19 protein-coding genes are annotated in these 17,134 nt (G+C 59.9%); 8 read left to right on the forward strand and 11 right to left on the reverse strand.

The genetic code is table 11. From position 1 onward, the window contains the following. Positions 1-108: 108 nt before the first annotated feature. On the reverse strand, positions 109-432 hold the full coding sequence (locus RS901_RS34880; protein ID WP_316157517.1) for a hypothetical protein: 324 nt from the start codon (positions 430-432) through the stop codon (positions 109-111). After that, complete coding sequence (locus tag RS901_RS34885) at positions 404-1,027, reverse strand: zinc ribbon domain-containing protein (protein WP_316157518.1); 624 nt, start codon at positions 1,025-1,027, stop codon at positions 404-406. Before RS901_RS34885 ends, RS901_RS34880 begins: the two co-directional genes overlap by 29 nt. Before the next feature lie 169 nt (positions 1,028-1,196). Here RS901_RS34885 and RS901_RS38980 point away from each other — a divergent pair, with 169 nt between their 5' ends. The 3 genes from RS901_RS38980 (at position 1,197) to RS901_RS34895 (ending at position 3,701) form a co-directional block, all read left to right on the forward strand. After that, positions 1,197-1,436 carry an ISAzo13-like element transposase-related protein gene (locus RS901_RS38980; protein WP_410054259.1) on the forward strand — a complete coding sequence of 80 codons (240 nt, stop codon included), beginning with the start codon at positions 1,197-1,199 and terminating at the stop codon, positions 1,434-1,436. A gap of 102 nt (positions 1,437-1,538) precedes the next feature. After that, entirely contained in the window at positions 1,539-2,825 is a 1,287-nt protein-coding gene (locus RS901_RS34890) for an IS701 family transposase (protein WP_316150576.1), read from the forward strand. A gap of 99 nt (positions 2,826-2,924) precedes the next feature. Then, positions 2,925-3,701, forward strand: coding sequence for an ISAzo13 family transposase (locus RS901_RS34895; RefSeq protein ID WP_316157519.1), 777 nt, complete (start codon positions 2,925-2,927; stop codon positions 3,699-3,701). Here the strand turns inward: RS901_RS34895 and RS901_RS34900 are convergent. After that, positions 3,684-4,760: a recombinase family protein gene (locus RS901_RS34900; protein WP_316157520.1), complete on the reverse strand. Its 1,077-nt coding sequence runs from the start codon at positions 4,758-4,760 to the stop codon at positions 3,684-3,686. The two genes, RS901_RS34895 and RS901_RS34900, sit on opposite strands and share 18 nt — an antisense overlap. A 97-nt stretch (positions 4,761-4,857) precedes the next feature. Here RS901_RS34900 and RS901_RS34905 point away from each other — a divergent pair, with 97 nt between their 5' ends. Beyond that, on the forward strand, positions 4,858-5,370 hold the full coding sequence (locus RS901_RS34905) for a reverse transcriptase domain-containing protein (protein ID WP_316157521.1): 513 nt from the start codon (positions 4,858-4,860) through the stop codon (positions 5,368-5,370). Here RS901_RS34905 and RS901_RS34910 read toward each other — a convergent pair. After that, positions 5,314-6,561: an ISL3 family transposase gene (locus RS901_RS34910; RefSeq protein ID WP_316157522.1), complete on the reverse strand. Its 1,248-nt coding sequence runs from the start codon at positions 6,559-6,561 to the stop codon at positions 5,314-5,316. The two genes, RS901_RS34905 and RS901_RS34910, sit on opposite strands and share 57 nt — an antisense overlap. A gap of 215 nt (positions 6,562-6,776) precedes the next feature. Then, on the reverse strand, positions 6,777-8,042 hold the full coding sequence (locus RS901_RS34915) for an IS256 family transposase (RefSeq protein WP_316154236.1): 1,266 nt from the start codon (positions 8,040-8,042) through the stop codon (positions 6,777-6,779). 145 nt (positions 8,043-8,187) lie between these two features. On the opposite strand from RS901_RS34915, the gene RS901_RS34920 reads away from it, so the two are divergent. After that, entirely contained in the window at positions 8,188-8,436 is a 249-nt protein-coding gene (locus RS901_RS34920; RefSeq protein ID WP_316157523.1) for a hypothetical protein, read from the forward strand. A gap of 287 nt (positions 8,437-8,723) precedes the next feature. Here RS901_RS34920 and RS901_RS34925 read toward each other — a convergent pair whose 3' ends face one another. From RS901_RS34925 to RS901_RS34950, 6 genes are all read right to left on the reverse strand, one after another. Continuing rightward, a complete protein-coding gene (locus RS901_RS34925; RefSeq protein WP_316157524.1) occupies positions 8,724-9,071 on the reverse strand; it encodes a CzcE family metal-binding protein in 348 nt (115 codons plus the stop codon). 294 nt (positions 9,072-9,365) lie between these two features. Next, a complete protein-coding gene (locus RS901_RS34930) occupies positions 9,366-9,842 on the reverse strand; it encodes a cupredoxin family protein (protein WP_316157525.1) in 477 nt (158 codons plus the stop codon). A gap of 71 nt (positions 9,843-9,913) precedes the next feature. Beyond that, positions 9,914-10,831: a copper homeostasis membrane protein CopD gene (copD, locus tag RS901_RS34935; protein ID WP_316157526.1), complete on the reverse strand. Its 918-nt coding sequence runs from the start codon at positions 10,829-10,831 to the stop codon at positions 9,914-9,916. A 7-nt stretch (positions 10,832-10,838) separates the two neighbouring features. Then, complete coding sequence (copC, locus tag RS901_RS34940) at positions 10,839-11,225, reverse strand: copper homeostasis periplasmic binding protein CopC (RefSeq protein WP_316157527.1); 387 nt, start codon at positions 11,223-11,225, stop codon at positions 10,839-10,841. 38 nt (positions 11,226-11,263) lie between these two features. Next, on the reverse strand, positions 11,264-12,388 hold the full coding sequence (locus tag RS901_RS34945) for a copper resistance protein B (protein ID WP_316157528.1): 1,125 nt from the start codon (positions 12,386-12,388) through the stop codon (positions 11,264-11,266). 17 nt (positions 12,389-12,405) lie between these two features. Beyond that, positions 12,406-14,304, reverse strand: coding sequence for a copper resistance system multicopper oxidase (locus tag RS901_RS34950; protein ID WP_316157615.1), 1,899 nt, complete (start codon positions 14,302-14,304; stop codon positions 12,406-12,408). Between the two features lie 201 nt (positions 14,305-14,505). Between RS901_RS34950 and RS901_RS34955 the strand changes: the two genes are divergently transcribed. From RS901_RS34955 to RS901_RS34965, 3 genes are all read left to right on the forward strand, one after another. Then, a complete protein-coding gene (locus tag RS901_RS34955; protein ID WP_316157529.1) occupies positions 14,506-15,192 on the forward strand; it encodes a heavy metal response regulator transcription factor in 687 nt (228 codons plus the stop codon). Next, positions 15,189-16,565, forward strand: a complete 1,377-nt coding sequence (locus RS901_RS34960; protein WP_316157530.1) for a heavy metal sensor histidine kinase — start codon at positions 15,189-15,191, stop codon at positions 16,563-16,565. Before RS901_RS34955 ends, RS901_RS34960 begins: the two co-directional genes overlap by 4 nt. Before the next feature lie 382 nt (positions 16,566-16,947). Next, positions 16,948-17,127 carry a hypothetical protein gene (locus RS901_RS34965; protein WP_316149314.1) on the forward strand — a complete coding sequence of 60 codons (180 nt, stop codon included), beginning with the start codon at positions 16,948-16,950 and terminating at the stop codon, positions 17,125-17,127. Positions 17,128-17,134 lie beyond the last annotated feature (7 nt).

A 17,134-nucleotide genomic window follows, 5' to 3' on the forward strand; every position in this document is an offset into this window, starting at 1 on the left:
GGGTAGTCTGTGGTGGTTTCCTTTGACACAATCGACCACGGGCTTCTGTGGCGTGCGGTAGAAAAACACGTCACGGAGCCATGGGCACGGCTCTACATTAGACGCTGGCTAGAGAGTCCGGTACAGAAGCAAACCGGGGAGTTGGTTGGTCGGGATCGAGGTACTCCGCAAGGCGGGGTGATTACGCCACTTACAACGTTGCATACTTTTCACTCCGTCGTCTGAATCATTCGAATTTTCGCTGTCAAAAGCCCCAGGCTGTGGGTCAACCCTGAACACAACGACGATTTCATCCTTGTGGATTTCGACGCGCTTGACCAGACCCAATACGATTCTGCGCTTCGTCTCAAGATCAATCGTGTCCAGTTTTTCGGTGACAGCGCCTGCAAATTCCTCGAGCCGATTAATGACCAGAAACAGCTCGCTTTGCACCGCCTTGCTGCCTCGATTCAAGGATCTGCTGGTCAATCTGCTCAAGCCGATTCCTCAACTGCTGCATCTTCGGTTCGAAGTCGGACTTATCGAGGATGCCGTCCGCATAGCTGTCGATCAGCCGGGACTTGCCCTTTTCTAGCTGAAGCCGCTGCTTTTCTAGGTTGCTTGTGTCGAAGGCACTCTTCTCGTTGCGCTCCATCATATCCAGTCGACGCTCGTATTCGCTCTTCAAGCGTTCTGGATGCTTGAGCAATTCCACAACCTGCTGCCATACCAGCTCATCGAGCCTGTCTGTTCGTACCTGCAGATTGTCACAGATGCGGTGGCCGCCGAAACGGTAGGCATCGGTCCCAACACAGCGGTAATAGGCGTAGTCCCGCTGATGCCCCTTAGGAACGGGTGAGAAATAACTTCCCGAAGTGGACGTGGCGGGTGCAAAGCGACGCTGGTAAGATGCGGTCCTTCTGGAGGACAGACGATGCAGGCTGGTTACCGGGCTGAGGTTGAAACGCGGATGAAGCGGCTGTACGTGCGGTTGTCGGAGAAGGACCGACGTCGGTATGCGGCTGTGGAGGCGGACAAGCTGGGCCATGGCGGTTTCGAATATATTGCGAAACTGTTTGAAATTGACCCGAAAACAATCAGGCAAGGGTTGAAGGACCTGGAAGAAGAGCTGGATCCGGCTGGAGAGCGGATCCGAAAAGGGGCGTAAATCCAGGTTAACGGACCATCCGGAGTGGAGCGCGATATTTCTGGACGTGGTGCGAGAGCATACGGCGGGTAATCCACAACACGGCGTCATCTGGACAGATCTGAAGCCACGCGAAATCGCCCAGGCGATGACGCAGCAGGTCGACGGACGGGTGAGCGTGCGAACGGTCCGGCAGCTGTTAAAACGCAACGGTTTTTCCCGGCGGCAATCACAGAAACTCAACTTTAGACATTCAGGCCCGCTCAACGAGCGGGTTGGAAACGGATTCAAGAAATCGAAAAATGCTTGACATGGGGCAATGATCGTGTGGCCGCCGCGCTGCTTGCGCGGGTTTTAGCGCAAGCAGCGCGGCGGCCAATGAGGATCGTTTTCGGTCCTCTTGCGATTGCCCATGTCTTTGTCCAACCGTGTACGACTGTGTCTGTCCGAATGGATCAACCTCCTGCTTCTGGCCGTGCCGATTCGCTCTCGCGCGAGCTTTATCGAACTGCTGTGCGGCTGTATGGTTTCGCCAGAAGGCTGGGTGACGCGCGCTATCAGCGCCATCGCGCGACGCAGGCACTGGACGACCTACTACAAGCTTCTCGAGCGCGGCAGCTTGCGCACCGTGCGTTTGGCCCGCCGATTGTTCTTGCTGGTGCTCACAGTGCTGCCATGCGATGTGCTGACATTGGTCATCGACGATACGCTGGTGCCGCGCTCCTCGGAGCAGGCGCCCGGTTGCGCGTATCGCCACGACCACAGCCGAAAGATCAATCGGCCGCAATTCATGCGGGCCCAGTGCTGGGTCACACTGGGCGTGAGCGCGCTGGGCAACGGAGGGGGAAATCTGGTGCTGCCAATTCTCTCGCGGCTGGTGCCAAACGCCGGCAACCGCAACAAGCTGAAGATTGCGCTGGTGCTGGTCCGCTCTCTGGCAGGGGTGGCCAACAAGCCGGTGCGCGTACTGTTCGATTCGTGGTTCATGCGCGCCCGCCTGGTATTGCCTTTGCTGCGCAGACAAATGCATGTGATTGGACAGGCGCGCATCGACACCGCACTGTTTCTCGTCCCGCCACCGCCAACTACACCCAGACGTGGTCGCAAGCGCATCTATGGCGAGCGCCTGAATGCCGAGGCCATCGAAGCACTGCCCGCGATCGAACTGCGCATGCCGCTCTATGGCAAAGACCAGCAGGTTCGCCTGCGCTCTGCCGAGGCCCGCGCTCGCTTCCTCAAGGGCGCGTTGGTGCGTGCCGTCTGGTGCCAGTTCTTCGATGCGAAGAAACAGGTCTGGACCAAGCCCCGTCTGCTGCTCGCGACCGAAACGGACTTGAGCGCCGAGGAGGTCGTGCAGTTGTACGCGCGCCGCTGGGGCATAGAACCGCTGTTCCACAATCTCAAGCGCTGGTTCGGCGTGAGCAATCTCTGGCAGCAAACGCGCACCGTGCTGGAGTTGTGGATGCAAATTCGCTCGATGGCCTGGACTTTGAACCAACTGCTGAGTCTGGTGCTTGCCGAGACCTTCCCGATGGACTCGGTCGCACCATGGCGCGTGAATCAGCCCGTCACAGCCGGCCTGGTCATGCAGTGGCTGCGCATGGAATTTACTGGACTTGCGTTTCGCGATGGCCTGAACCGCAAGTCCCAGAAATTCCAGTGGCCGACGCCACGCAACGACACGCGACCGACCTCGTAGGACTGCCCGCGCGCGCTTCTGACGGCGTCTCATTGCTGTTTCCATTGCCAAATCGCGTCGTTAACGACCACCATCGCAGCCGGCGAGGCGGCCGTTCGCATGTCTAATGTTGAGTCACAGAAAAAGAAGTCGTTCAAATCCCACGCGCAACGCGACGCGCAGTTTCAGCGTATTACGCAACTCAAGGCGGAATATCTCGAAGACGGCCAGCCTGTCATCAGCATCGATACGAAGAAAAAGGAGATGCTGGGTAACTTCTATCGCGACGGCAAGCTCTACACGCGCGAACAGCTTGAAGTCCTCGACCACGATTTTCCGAGTTACAGCGAAGGCAGGGTCATTCCGCATGGACTGTATGACATCGGCCTGAACAAGGCACATGTGAACATCGGCGTGAGCCGTGACACGACGCAGTTTGCCTGTGACAGCGTGGCGCACTGGTGGGAAAAACAGGCTCGCGCCGATTATCCCCACGCCACACGGTTACTGCTGTTGTGCGATGGCGGAGGCAGCAACCCGAGTAATTCGTGGCTTTTCAAAGCCGATCTGCAAAATCTGGCAGACCGGCTCGGACTGGAAATCCGGGTGGCCCACTATGCTCCATACTGCTCGAAACATAATCCTATCGAGCACCGCGTGTTTCCACACATTACGCGGGCCTGTGCTGGCGTAGTCTTCAGCAGCGTCAGTCTGGTCCGGGAACTGATCGAAAAGGCCTGTACAAAAACCGGTCTGAAAGTTACCGCTGACATCCTTGACGGAGTTTATGAAGCCGGACGGACGGTCACCCGCCACGCTCGCGCTTCACTCAACATCGAGTACGACTCAACCCTGCCTTCGTGGAACTACAGCATCCGCTCAAGGAGCGCCGCATAGCGGGAAGTTATTTCGTGCGCGTTCCTTAGCCGCAGCCTTGCTCACCTTCTTTGCGTAATAGGCGTAATGGCACTGGCCGCATACCGTCAACCCTTGCAGCAGGCGTAGCGGTGCACTCTCGCGCCTCTGGCGCGCCAGCTTGCGGTTCTCGGCAAGCTGTTCCTGAGCCGCCTGGAACAGCGCCTCGCTGACGATGGCCGGTACTGGGATCTCGATCCAATTCGGCGGTTCGGTGCGTGTTGTCGAGTACGGCTTTCTGGGCACGTCGGCACTGTGGCGCTGTGCACGCACGCGGACCTGCAGGTGATCGCGCGACTGCGTCTTGCCGAACGCGGCTCGCCCCATGTACGCAGGATTGCGCAATATGCCCCACACCACACTACGGTCCCAGTACGGCTTGCCCGACGCCGTCACGGTACCCGACTCGGCGAGACGGCGTACCACGTCCCCTATGCTCAGGCGGTCCATCCCTACCCACTGGAAAATCGCCCGGACCGTTGCAGCCTGGGGCAACTCGATAACGTACCGGGCCGGCGTTCCGTCGAGTTGCCGGCGAATGTAGCGGTAGCCGTAGGGCGCGCCGGACAGGACATTGACACTGCCGCGTTTTGCGCCGTGAAGCTTGCCACGACGGTGACGCTCGGCGATCTTTGCCCGTTCGTATTCTGCGATCATGCCCTGCATCTGCAATAGCAGCGACTCTTCCGGCGTCGTACCGATCGCGTGATTGAGGAACACCACCTGGACACCGCAGGCTGAGAACTCTTCCATCAGCAGCGCCTGGTGCGCATATTTGCGCGCCAGCCGGTCCGGTGACAGGATGTACAGCTGATCGATCGCACCGAGCGCGGCACAGTCCCTGAGCCGCTCCAATTGTGGCCTGATCAGCGTCGCACCGCTCACGCCAGCGTCAAGGAAACACATGTCGTCGACGATCTGCGCGCCGTCAGCTGAAATACGCTCCTTCAGTGCAGCGATCTGGCTTTCAATGGTGCCGCGCTTGTTTTGCTGTTCGGAGGATACCCGCGCGTAGAGCGCAACCATCGCAGCTTTGCTCATCGTCTACCTCGCTTGATGGTCGCTTGCTTGGACTCTGCAGACCGCGTAGCGGACGGCTGTGCCGTCGCGCGTGCTTCGATCGGACTGATCTGCTCGTATGCCTTTTGCAACTGCTCTTGGGCATAGCGGTTCGGCTCGAAAGCCAGACGCACGCTCCACTTTTTACGTCTTCGGGTCATCGCTGCACCTGCCTGTCAGCGGGAGCGACCGTCTCAAGGACAAGATCCACATTGACGTCAGCACAGCTTCTGGACCAGGGCGCCAGACACTCCCTCGAAATGCGCAGGCCCAATTTTATCCGGCAGTTTGCTCTATTGTTGGTGGCGTAATCAGTCCGTTGTTGGCCAACCTCTTTCTTCACTATGCGTTTGATCGATGGGTCCAGACTGAGCATCCGGAGGTGCCGTTTGAACGGTATGCCGACGATGTGGTCTGTCATTGCAAAACGAAGCAGCAGGCGGAAAAGTTCCTGTCTGTCCTGAGGGAACGGCTCACCGCTTGTGGGCTTTCGCTACACCCGGAGAAGACACGCTTGGTTTATTGCAAAGGTTCGTCAGAAAAATGTGTGGGTAGACGTAGGCTCAGGAAGCTTCCCAAGTGCATGATATAGCGCGATTTCCGTCGCCCTGAAGGTTCGGAATCCGTACGATTTTCTCATGGTGACTTTGGCTTTGTTGTTCAGACCCTCGACGACGCCGCTGGAGAACTGCTTGCGCGCACGGAAGTAGTTGAGGATCAGCTCACGGTGGGCACGCACGGTGCGGGCGAACTTCTTCATCGGCTCGATGCGAGAGCGCATCACCTGGGTGCACCACTGGTCGAGGAACTTTCCGGCCCAGTCCGGTGAGATGTACTCCCAGAGCTGCTGGAATTGCTCTTTGAGCAGCCAGGCGCGTACAGTGCGCAGGTTGTACTGCAACAAGTCACGCATGCGCAGGCGCTGCTTGTCGGTAAAATTCTCCGGGCGTTTGAGCAAGCACCAGCGTGACTTCTTGAGCACCGGCTCGTATCCGTCGCGGCTCATGCGGCGGCTTTCCTCGGCGCGGACCTCATCGATCGCCTTGTTCATCTTGGCCACGATGTGGAAGCGATCCAGGATGTTCAGTGCGTTGGGGCAATGCAGCGCAATCATCTCGAGATAGGGCTTCCACATGTCCGAGCAGACGAACTCGACCTTCTCACATACCTCTTTTCCGATCATGGCGAAGAATTTCGCGAAGCTTGCTTTCGTGCGCTCCTGCCCAACCCACAGCAGACGCGTGCAGCCGGCCTCGATCTGGTAGACCAGTGTGAGGTACTTGTGTCCACGACCATACTGGATCTCGTCGACGACAAAGGCACGGATCGTACCGAGTTCGCGTTGGGCCAGCCCCCACTCGACCACCCACTCCACTGCGTTGAAGACTTTCTCCCAACTGGTGCGAAAGCTTTGTGCCGTCTCCTTCCATGACAGCTTGCGTGCCCACTGCGCCAAAAACAGCATGTAAGCCCGCGTGAGCGTGTGCTTGCCATTGGCCCACGGCAGGGCTTCGACCTTCACGCCACAGTCACGGCAATCGACGCGTCGCATGGTATAGAGCAGGAATACTGCAAAACCCCAGACCGGAATAAACTCGAACCTGCGCTGTGTGAGGGTGTCGTAACCCGCAGCAGGCTGGCTACAGCATGAACAGATTGGCTTCGAGCCCTTGCGCGGCCGTACGTCGATCTCGATGGACTGGGTCGCCTCGCACAGCCGCGCACCTTCATAAACGAAACCGGGAATATGATGACAGGCATTCAGCAGGCGGGTCAGCAACATGGCTAGCAGGGCGCCGAGTGGCAAGGGCAAACCGGCTATTGTCGCGCAGGATCCAGACACACTGACGCAATATGTACCCGACCTGCAGGAATGGCCTGCGTCGTGGCGCGTCGAAGACGGGGATATCCCGCCCGGACAGGCAATCGTGGCCATATTCACGCCTTTCCTCGAGATATTGTCAAATCTGGTGTACGAGGGCTGATCGTGGCCGGCTGTCAGGCGGCGAGTTTCTGCTGAACCGGCGGATTGTCATGCGCCGGAGTTCCGTCCTTGAAGGGAACGCCCTTCAAGAGCAGTTCGATGTGTTCGGCACCGTTGATGCGGCGCCAGGTTTTCTCGGCTTCCTCGATCAGCTTGAAGGCCAGGCCAAGGAAGGTCGCTCGGGACACGCAATTGCGCGTGCGCGTCGTGCGGTGACGCACGGTCGCGAAGGTTGATTCAATCGCATTGGTCGTGCGGATGTGCTGCCAGTGCTCGGCCGGGAAGTCGTAGAACGTCAGCAGGCTGTCTCGATCTTTGGTGAGCACGCCGGTGGCCTTGGGATACTTGGCGCCGTAGATCGTTACAAAGCGATCGAAGGCGGCATCGGCATCGGCCCTGGTGGCTGCCATCCAAATCGCCTGCAGATCTGCCTTGGCGCGGCCATGCTGGGATTTTGGCAAGGCGTTCAGGACATTGCCCATCTTGTGGAACCAGCAACGCTGGGTACGCGTGGCCGGGAACACCTCTTCCAGGGCAGCCCAGAATCCCATGGCGCCATCGCCGACCGCCGCCAGCGGGCCAGCCTGCAAGCCGCGGGATTTCAGGTCCAGCAGGACTTCCACCCACGATGCCTTCGATTCCCGATAGCCGTCACCGATCGCCACGCGCTCCTTCCTGCCGTCGGGCGTAACGCCGATGATCACCAGCAGGCATTGCCCGTCCGAGCCTTCGCTGCGCAGACCCGTATGGATGCCGTCCACCCACCAATACACATACCGCGCCGCTGACAAATCACGCTGATTCCAACTCGCATGCTCGTCTGCCCACTGCGCCTTCAATCGGCTCACCACGTTGGCCGATAGCCCTTTGGCATCCTCGCCCAGCAGCACCGACAGCGCCTCGCTCATGTCGCCTGTCGAGACTCCCTTCAGGTACAGCCAGGGCAGCGCCGCACTCACCCGCGGCGACTTCCTCACATACGGCGGCACGATCGCCGAGTTGAACTTCACGCCGGAACCGGACCGGTCGCGCACCTTGGGCACCTTCACGGCAATCGGTCCGGCGCCCGTCAGCACCTCCCGCTCCGGGAGGTAGCCATTGCGAACCACGGCGCGCTGCCCGCTCAACGTCTTGACGTTACTGAACTGCTCAAGCAGCTCTGCCAGTTCCACTTCGATCGCCTCCTGGATGACCCGCCGGGCCCCGCGCCTGATCAACTCCTCGAGCCCAAGCCCGATTTCCGATAGACCGACTGCTTCTTTACCCTTATCCTTGCTCATGGTGGTGGACTTTTTTTGTGCTGGTTTCCGATCTCGACAATCAGATTCTCAGCGAAAAGCTCCACCGCCCTCGACTCCGCGCCTCAAATCCCCCGCCGTACACCACTTTCGACTTTAGCTCCCTTTCCTCGAGTATCTGCTGACCTTGGGATACGCACGCAAAACACTTCTTCGCCACCGCGATCACCTCTGGATGCTCGGCGGCGAAATGATCCGGCGACGTTACGAGGATCCCGACGTGCTTGCCATGCCCGTGGTCACCCTCTTGCACAACCTCATCGAGGAGGACGGCGGCCCTCTCATCTGGCCACGTATCTCCGAGTCCGAGCAGAATTCGTTCGATGCAACCTGCCGCAAGCTCTACCACTATCTGAATCGGCCGCGGAACGCCTGATCGCGCCCCGATTCACCCACAGATTCCGCCCACGAGCCTGAAATTTTGCATGCTCTCGCCAAATTGCACTAGGGATGCTTTGCCGGTCTGCACGCGTGCATACGCAGTCAAGGTCACGTCCCGGCGTTGCGCAGGAGTGCGATAGCGGCTAAGCCCGCGTTTCGCGTCTAGCGCCAAGGCAGCGGGCCAAGACGGATGCCTCGGCCCCCCATAGGGCGCGGGATTGCGGCGTTGGGGATGGCAGCCAAAGCAGCCGTGTGGCACGCCTCCCGTTGGCTACTACAACGTCAGGCGCTGCCCCGAAAAAGAGGGTTCGGCGCGATGATGGCGGTGACGCCTTTGGCTTCCGGCAGATCAGGCAAAAGGAAGCTCAGCTCAACTGCCGATCGTCCGCTACTGGTAGTCATAAAGGTCCACGCGACTGTGCGGTTAGCGCCCCGGAACGCGACGGTTTCACCAGAGGTTACGTTAACGTACCGTGCCCCTGGCCGCAGTGTGATCGACCGAGTCGCCGTCTCGACGGTAGCGACCGAACCATACAAATCAGCCCTGGAAGGTGGCAACGGCGCACACGCCGAGGCCATGCCGAGGACCGTGAGTGCCAGCGCGATCCGTGAAGCCAGCTTGGCAGTCATGATGAGACTCCCTATCGATTTGCGGCAAAGCCGTTGCTGCACAATCAAGTCTAATCAGGACATCCCAACGCTGACCTTGCTCAAACGTTACATTCTGGACAGGAACACGTTTGCCGGCGAAAGACAAGGCGTCTGGTCCGGTCTGCAGTGCGGCTTGATCCCAGCGTAGGGTGAACTCGAGTGCAAGGGAGCGCGCCGAGTGACGGTAGCACCATGATCAACCCTACGCTGCTGATACATCAGGTCGTTGCGCGGTTTTGGTCGCCGCGCGGACGCCCCAGCCGGCATCGCGCGTTACTTGACGGCCACCTTACCCACCATGCCGGCTTCGAAATGGCCCGGGACCAAACAACCGAAGTCGACGGTCCCGGGGCCGTCGAACTGCCAGACGAGCGTGCCCAGCTTGCCAGGTGCCAGCGTAATCTGGTTCGGGGCACGGTGCTTGGCATCGGGCATGCTGCGCATCATCTGAGCGTGCTCCTTCAACTCAGCGGCGGTACCGATCACCATTTCGTGGTCGACCTTGCCGACGTTACGCACGACAAAACGCACTGTTTCACCGCGCTTGACTTGAATTGAATCGGGCTCGAACCGCATCGTGTCGTTCATGGTCACGTTAATCGTGCGCGAGACCTTGCCCGGCTTGCCCGGCTGACCCGCAGCGGCGTTGGTAGCGCTTGCGGGGCTCACATGGCCGTCCATACTGCCTGCGGCCCAGATCAGCATCGGCGATAGGCCCATCACCAGCAGCAACGACTTGATCGTCTTCATGGCAATCTCCTTGGCGGTTGTTTGAGAGCAAGGCAAGCGCAGCCTTGCTGCGCGATTCCTGAATACAGTGGCTACATGCCTGCGGGGGACAGGATGCCGAGCGAGGCGACAAGAGCCAGAATGAGCGTTGCCGCACTGGTCTCGAACATCAGGCTGCGACGCAAGGTACGAACGGCGACAGCATGATCGCCGGTCCGTATGGCATGCTCCAAGCGCGGGCTCAAATGAAAGCGATTAGCCGCGGCAAGACCGAGCATGGAACCGAACAGCGCCAGCTTGGACAGCAGTAGCCCACCGTATGAGTTCAGCGACAACTCCGGCAAGACCGGACCGACAATCAACCAATAGTTCACTGCGCCGGTAATGACCAAGGTCGCGACTACGATCGTGCCAACCTGGGCGAAGCCGTTGGAGGTGCGGCTCAGTAACGCAACCTTGCTAGGCGTGGCAGACGGTTGGGACAACAGGACGAATGCGAGCAGAGCGCCCACCCATGCACCGGCGGCCATCAGATGAGCGATATCCGAAGTCAGGTGAATGTAGCGTCGAATGCCATCATCCATGGCGCCATGGCCGCCCCAGGCAAGCGTTGACAGCGCGACGCCGCCCGCTGCAGCCAGAATACCGAATTGAAGCCCTGGCCGCTTGCGGACGAACATCCCGACCAACACGCAGAGGAGCAGGGCAATGAGCCGCACGGCCCAGGCCGCGCCAAACGCGGTGCCTGTCACAATCATTTCGAAGACATGGCCTTGCAGTTCGGCGTAAGACGCGGCACCGGTCATGCCCTTGGCCATGATGGCCATATTGGCCAGCGACAGGATGATGCCTAGGGCCGCAACCATCATGCCAATCGTCAAAAAGCGCGCACCAGTTGGCGACGCCATTTCGTCACGGCGCAGTGCGTACAAGCCAAACAGCGGCAGACCAAACAGCGCGGTCAGATCGAAATAGAGTGCGAAACGCACTGCAACAGTTGCCCAGTCCATCGGCGGATCACTTTACGGTGAACGCGATATTGCCGTTAATCGGGTGCGTGTCGGACGACACGGCACGCCAATCGACGCGGTAGCTGCCAGGCGCCAGCGTCTGGGCCGGAGTGATCACCATGGTCTTGGGATCGTCGCTGCCGGAAACCTTGGCGGCAACCTTCATCGGCGCATGGTTGGCCATGCCGGGCATGCCGGTCATGACGAGGCTGGCCCCGGAGAATTGGCTCGCCAGGTTCTCGGAAAACTCCAGCTCGATCTTTTGCGGTGCCGCTACTTCGGCCTTGTCGGCGGGTGTGGACGACACCAGCTTCGGATGGGCGAAGGCTGCGGTACTAGCCAGCACGGCAGCGACAGCCAGGGCGGCACGAATCGAGAAGCGGGGCGCTTGCATGATGAACTCCAAATAAGAATGTGGGTTGAAATACGTAGTTAGAACCACATGCGAACACCCGCTACGAGACGAGTTTCGCCACTTCGGCCGCCTGAACTGCGAACCATGTCGGCGGTATTACCAAAGCTTTGGTACCGTTCAACGCCGATGTAGGGCGCAAACTGACGGCTGAACTCGTAGCGCAGGCGCAGCCCCACGGCACCGCTGGACAGCCCGCTGCCCACGCCGACCGCCGGATCATTCTTGCCGTAGAGATTGGCCTCGATTCTAGGTTGGAGGATCAGACGCTGAGTAATCAGCAATTCGTACTCGGCTGACAGGCGCAGCGCAGTGCGACCTTCGGTGCCGATGTAGCCAGTGGCGTCCACCTCGAACCAGTATGGCGCCAGGCCTTGAACACCAAATGCCAGCCAGTTCCGGGTCGGTCGGCCATACCCGGCATCGTTGCGGATACCCAGTTGCGTATCCCAATAGGTGGCGATCGCATGGCCCCACAGCAGTTCCGTGCGTGCTTCGTGGATCTTGCGCTTCTCGGATTCCCCCTCGGCCTTGATCACGAGGCGGTTAAAGCTGCTACCAATCCACGCTTGCGCCTCATAGGCGGCCGCATTGCTCTCATTTCCCTTGACCCATTCCAGCCGGTCAATCAGTACTGAGGCGAACAGATGCTCATCTGCCATGTGCAGCGAGCGGCTCGGTCCAATGGCATATTGGCCCACGCCAAGCTGATATCCGCCCGAATACGCATGTGGATCCCGCGCGTCGGCAGGCGCGCTGCCGCCTTGCATCTGCATGTCGCCATGGTCCATGCCTTGCATCTGGCCATGGTCCATGCCCTGCATCGAGCCCATGCCTTGCATCTGGCTGTGGTCCATGCCTTGCATCGAGCCCATGCCCTGCATCTGGCTGTGGTCCATGCCCTGCATCGAGTCCATGCCCTGCATCTGGCTGTGGTCCATGCCTTGCATCTGGCCGTCCGTCGCAGCAGTGCCGCCAACTTTGCCCGATGACTGTGATTTCGGAACGGATTTCGCCTTTTCAGCAGCGGCAGGCGGCGCAGTTTGTGTTGGAACTTCAGTGGTGTGGGTGTGCTGGGCCCAAGCTGCGCTCATGCCTGCGGAAGCAAGCAAGGCGGCCAGTACTGTTCTTGTTGGTTTATCCATGTGCATAATCGTTAAGGTCAGGCCACCACCACTTCGCGGAACATGCCAGCGTCCATGTGCAACATCAGGTGGCAATGCCACGCCCACCGGCCCAAGGCATCGGCGGTAACGAGAAAGCTGATTCGCTGCGCAGGCTGCACCGCGATCGTGTGTCGACGCGCAAGGAAAGCGCCATCCGGTGACTCAAGTTCACTCCACATGCCGTGCATGTGCATCGGATGCGTCATCATCGTGTCGTTGTGCAGAATGACGCGCAGCCTCTCGCCGTACTTAAAGTGGACCGGGGTTGATTTCCCGAACTCGACCCCATCGATGGACCAGGAGTAGCGCTCCATGTTGCCGGTCAGGTGCAACTCCACTTCGCGCCCCGGACCGCGCTGGTCCAACGGACCGCCAATGGTATGCTGATCGGCCAGCGTCAGGACGCTGCGTCCGGTGTCGCGCAAGCCGATGCCCGGGTCATCCAGGTTGGTGCGTGCCATGTCAACGCGCATATCGGTGGTCGCGCCGTACTCGGTCTTGGCGTGCCGCGCCTTGGTGCTAGGCACCTTCAGCGACGCCTCGCTCTCCATGCCGGCCATGCCCCCCGCAGCATGCTGGCTGTGATCCATGGCCATAGCGCCGTGGCTCATGCCTTGCATGCCCATCGAACCGTGGTCCATGCCTTGCATCCCGGTGTGGTTCATGCCCTGCATGGCCATGCCATCATGGCTCATTCCGCCCATGGTGCCGTGGTCCATGCCGCCCATACTGCCCATCATGTCGGCCATGGTGAGCCACTGCGGCTTATCCACCGCGGGTATCGGGGCTGTCAGCCCGACCCGGGTCGCCAGGGTGCCGCGTGCATAGCCCGTGCGGTCCATCGATTGCGAAAAAATCGTATAGGCGTCGTCGCGCGGCTCGACCAGCACGTCACAGGTTTCACCCGGGCCGAAGCGGAATTCGTCCACAGTCACCGGTTCAATGTTCTGTCCATCGACCTGCATGACCTTGAGCTTGAGGCCGGGAATGCGGACATCGTAGAACGTGTTGCCCGCGCCGTTGATAAACCGCAGACGGACCTTCTCGCCCGGCTTGAACACGCCGGTCCAGTTGCCGGCGGGGGTGACGCCGTTGGTCAGGTAAGTCAGCGTGGCACCCGAGAGATCGGCCAGATCGGTTGGGCTCATCCGCATCTCGTTCCACATCTTGCGCTTGGCGAGCGCGTTCTTCATCCCTTCGTTGGAGACGTCGCGGAAGAAGTCGATAACCGTCGGTTGGTTATAGTTGTAGTAATCGCTCTGAACCTTCAGTTTGGAGAGCACACGCATCGGATCTTCGTCGGTCCAATCCGAGAGCAGCACTGTGTAATCGCGATCGGCTCGCACGCCATCCACGCCGGTGGCGGGATCGATGACAAGGCCGCCATACACGCCGGTCATCTCTTGGAAGCCCGAATGCGAGTGATACCAATAGCTGCCGGTCTGCTCGACCTTGAAGCGGTAGGTGAAGGTCTCACCCGGTGCGATGCCGGCAAAGCTGATGCCCGGCACGCCATCCATCTCGAACGGCAGGATGATCCCGTGCCAGTGAATCGACGTGTGCTCGCGCAACCGGTTCGTAACCCGGATCGTCACGGTGTCACCTTGCCGCCAGCGCAGCGTGGGCCCCGGCAACATGCCGTTGATGGTGGTCGCCACGCGCGGGGTTCCGGTGAAGTTGACCACCGACTCGCCAATCACGAGGTCGAATTCGGTGCCCCGCAGCACTGGTGCTGTGCCGGATAAGACATCTGCCGGTCGGCCTGACGGCTGCGCCCAGGCCGTACCGCCCAGGCCAGACAGTCCCGCCATCACGCCCCCGGCGGCCAGGCCCTGTACAAAACGGCGGCGCGGCAGATTAGGCAGCACAAGGCCAGACGGTCGATCACGTCGCATGAAAAAGTCCTTTTTTGCTTGAATGGCCGCGTCGGAAGGCGGCAGCAAGAGAGTAACGAGAGCGAGGCTACCGTCAACTTACCCAAACATTACATTCCGGTAAGGTCTAGGTTACCCACAAAGCGTCTGGGTAGACTACCCCGTATTACAGCCGGCCCAAGAGGCGGGCACACAATCCGGAAGAAGGGGGAGGGCACGAAGATGAAGCTGCTGGTGGTAGAAGATGAGTCCAAGACCGGCGAGTACCTGCGCCAGGGGCTGAGCGAGGCTGGCTTCGTGGTCGACCTGGTCGCCAACGGGCTGGACGGACAGCACTTGGCGCTTAACGAGTCCTACGATCTGATTATCCTCGACGTCATGCTACCGGATCTGGATGGCTGGCGCATTCTTCAGACGATCCGCGCCGCGGACAACCCAGTTCCGGTGTTATTCCTGACCGCCCGCGACAGCGTGGCCGATCGGGTCAGGGGCTTGGAGTTGGGCGCTGACGACTATCTGGTCAAGCCGTTCGCGTTCTCGGAGCTGCTCGCGCGCGTACGCACGTTACTGCGTCGCGGGACCGTACAGTTGGCGATGGACCGCATTCAGGTGGGCGACCTGGTACTGGATTTGGGCAGGCGCCGGGCGTCGCGGGCCGGACGCCGGATTACGCTGACCAGCAAAGAATTTGCGCTGCTCGAACTGCTCGCGCGCCGGCGCGGTGAGGTGCTGCCACGCTCGTTGATTGCTTCCCAAGTCTGGGACATGAACTTTGACAGCGATAGCAACGTGATTGATGTGGCCATTCGCCGCTTGCGGGCGAAGATCGATGATGACTACGATACCAAGCTGATACAGACCGTGCGCGGTATGGGCTACGTGCTGGAAGCGCCGGAGGACCGGGTATGACGCATCGCCTGTCTCTGACGATGCGCCTGACTATCCTGTTTTCGCTCTGCTCTGCGGTGGTGCTGCTAGGTTTGGGCGCTCTTATCTGGCTGGCGATGGACCGCCACTTCGCCACCGAAGATTATGTGGTGTTGGGTGACAACATTCGCCTTATCGAAAAGATTGCACAGGAGACGCCGGCCGAACGATTGCCGCAGCGGCTGCGGGAAATGGTCGATCACCATCCTGGCTTCGTCGCGCAGGTGCAGACGGCACAGGGCCACAAGCTGTATGCAACCAAGGACTTCGATTTTGCGATTGCTTACGAGGCAATCCCACGCGATTTAGCGCGAGACAATACCTTCGTCTGGCAGCAAGGCGAGAAAGAGTATCGCGGCATGCGCGCGCAGGTGAGTGCGGCTGACCCACGCATTGCCCCATTGAAGGTCGTCGTCGGCATGGACACGGAAATCCATGCACATTTTATGCATGCCTTTCGCCGTTCCCTCGCCTTCTATACGGCATTGGCGGTGGTCGCCAGCGGCCTCTTCGGTTGGTGGGCAGCGCGACGCGGACTGGCGCCCTTGCGCATGATGGCCAGTCGCGCCAAGGGCGTCACCGCGAACAAGCTGGATGCACGCATGCCGGTCGAGGCCGTGCCAGTGGAGATGGCGGATCTGGCGATCACGTTAAACGCGATGCTTGCGCGACTACAGGATGATTTTCGGCGGCTTTCGGAATTCTCCTCCGATTTAGCTCACGAATTGCGCACGCCGATCACCAACCTGATGACGCAGACGCATGTCGTACTGTCTCAGCCGCGGGACGCCGCCAAATACCGGGAGGTCCTGGCCTCGAATGCGGAGGAATTGCAGCGGCTTGGCCGGATGGTTTCCGATATGCTGTACCTGGCCAAGATGGAGCACGGCATTACACTGCCGAACGAGGAAGCCATCAACGTGGCCGACGAAGTGCAGGCGCTGTTTGACTTCTATGACGCGCTGGCTGAGGACAAGGGCGTCAATCTGCGCCTTCACGGTCAAGCGAAGATTACCGGCGATCGTCTGATGTTGCGCCGGGCGCTCAGCAACCTGCTCTCGAACGCGCTCCGCTACACGCCATCCGGCAAGGAGATCAGGGTCGAGGCGCGTGAGCAGGGTGCCAATACGACCATTATGGTCGAGAATGAGGGTGAGGAAATCAGTGCCGAGTTGCTACCTTCGCTATTCGACCGCTTCTTCCGTGCCGATAAGTCAAGGACGCGGGCCGATTCCGATAGCGTGGGACTGGGACTTTCCATCACACAGGCCATTATGGTCGCACATGGTGGCCAGGTCTCGGCGGAATCGTCGGGCGGTACCACGCGCTTCATCTTGACGTTTCCACGCCAGTAAAGCACCGGTCGCAGCTGGCTAGCAGTGGTTGGCTTCTAGGCGTGGCGCCATCACCTCGGGGCAATTTGCACGTAAAGAAATGCTGTTTCGCCGATCTGCGTGACCGTTCCCCGTGAACAAGCGGTGGGGATCAGTCCAGTGTATTCGCGCTTCCCGTCGGCACAGTCTTGCTATTACCGATTCCAAGTCTGGCGAACGGCGACGGAATTAGGTAAGTGCTCAATAACCCGGGGCAAAGCGGCGTGGTGCTGGATGGTCTGTGGCTGGGTGATTGGGATAGGTATGGACACGAGGCTGTTGCCAGCTGCAGCGAGTTTTGCTTGTAAACGCGGGGTGGAGATGTTAACTTTCGCGGCGCCGTTACCACCACCGACGTTGCCGAATGACCATCTCCAAAAAATACACGCTGCCAGAGATCCCGCGAGAAGGAATGACGCCCAAGGAACTCGAGGTGCTGGCGTGGGTTGAGGAATTGGTCGAGATGGCCAATGGCCTGCAGCAGGAGAAGGAGCAACTGGAGCAGCAGCTTGCTGAGCTGAGAAGAGCTGCAAAGCGCGCGTAGAGCGACA

Origin of the sequence: Cupriavidus sp. BIC8F, assembly GCF_032465815.1 — a bacterium.
GTDB classification, from domain to species: domain Bacteria; phylum Pseudomonadota; class Gammaproteobacteria; order Burkholderiales; family Burkholderiaceae; genus Cupriavidus; species Cupriavidus necator.

Bases quoted from the DNA above. Each gene is read 5' to 3' on its own strand.
- RS901_RS34885 (WP_316157518.1), bottom strand. From the start codon at position 1,027: ATGGCCCAGCTTGTCCGCCTCCACAGCCGCATACCGACGTCGGTCCTT.
- RS901_RS34890 (WP_316150576.1), top strand. From the start codon at position 1,539: ATGTCTTTGTCCAACCGTGTACGACTGTGTCTGTCCGAATGGATCAAC.
- RS901_RS34895 (WP_316157519.1), top strand. From the start codon at position 2,925: ATGTCTAATGTTGAGTCACAGAAAAAGAAGTCGTTCAAATCCCACGCG.
- RS901_RS34900 (WP_316157520.1), bottom strand. From the start codon at position 4,760: ATGAGCAAAGCTGCGATGGTTGCGCTCTACGCGCGGGTATCCTCCGAA.
- RS901_RS34905 (WP_316157521.1), top strand. From the start codon at position 4,858: ATGCCTTTTGCAACTGCTCTTGGGCATAGCGGTTCGGCTCGAAAGCCA.
- RS901_RS34910 (WP_316157522.1), bottom strand. From the start codon at position 6,561: ATGTTGCTGACCCGCCTGCTGAATGCCTGTCATCATATTCCCGGTTTC.
- RS901_RS34915 (WP_316154236.1), bottom strand. From the start codon at position 8,042: ATGAGCAAGGATAAGGGTAAAGAAGCAGTCGGTCTATCGGAAATCGGG.
- RS901_RS34925 (WP_316157524.1), bottom strand. From the start codon at position 9,071: ATGACTGCCAAGCTGGCTTCACGGATCGCGCTGGCACTCACGGTCCTC.
- RS901_RS34930 (WP_316157525.1), bottom strand. From the start codon at position 9,842: ATGAAGACGATCAAGTCGTTGCTGCTGGTGATGGGCCTATCGCCGATG.
- copD (WP_316157526.1), bottom strand. From the start codon at position 10,831: ATGGACTGGGCAACTGTTGCAGTGCGTTTCGCACTCTATTTCGATCTG.
- copC (WP_316157527.1), bottom strand. From the start codon at position 11,225: ATGCAAGCGCCCCGCTTCTCGATTCGTGCCGCCCTGGCTGTCGCTGCC.
- RS901_RS34945 (WP_316157528.1), bottom strand. From the start codon at position 12,388: ATGGATAAACCAACAAGAACAGTACTGGCCGCCTTGCTTGCTTCCGCA.
- RS901_RS34950 (WP_316157615.1), bottom strand. From the start codon at position 14,304: ATGCGACGTGATCGACCGTCTGGCCTTGTGCTGCCTAATCTGCCGCGC.
- RS901_RS34955 (WP_316157529.1), top strand. From the start codon at position 14,506: ATGAAGCTGCTGGTGGTAGAAGATGAGTCCAAGACCGGCGAGTACCTG.
- RS901_RS34960 (WP_316157530.1), top strand. From the start codon at position 15,189: ATGACGCATCGCCTGTCTCTGACGATGCGCCTGACTATCCTGTTTTCG.
- RS901_RS34965 (WP_316149314.1), top strand. From the start codon at position 16,948: ATGACCATCTCCAAAAAATACACGCTGCCAGAGATCCCGCGAGAAGGA.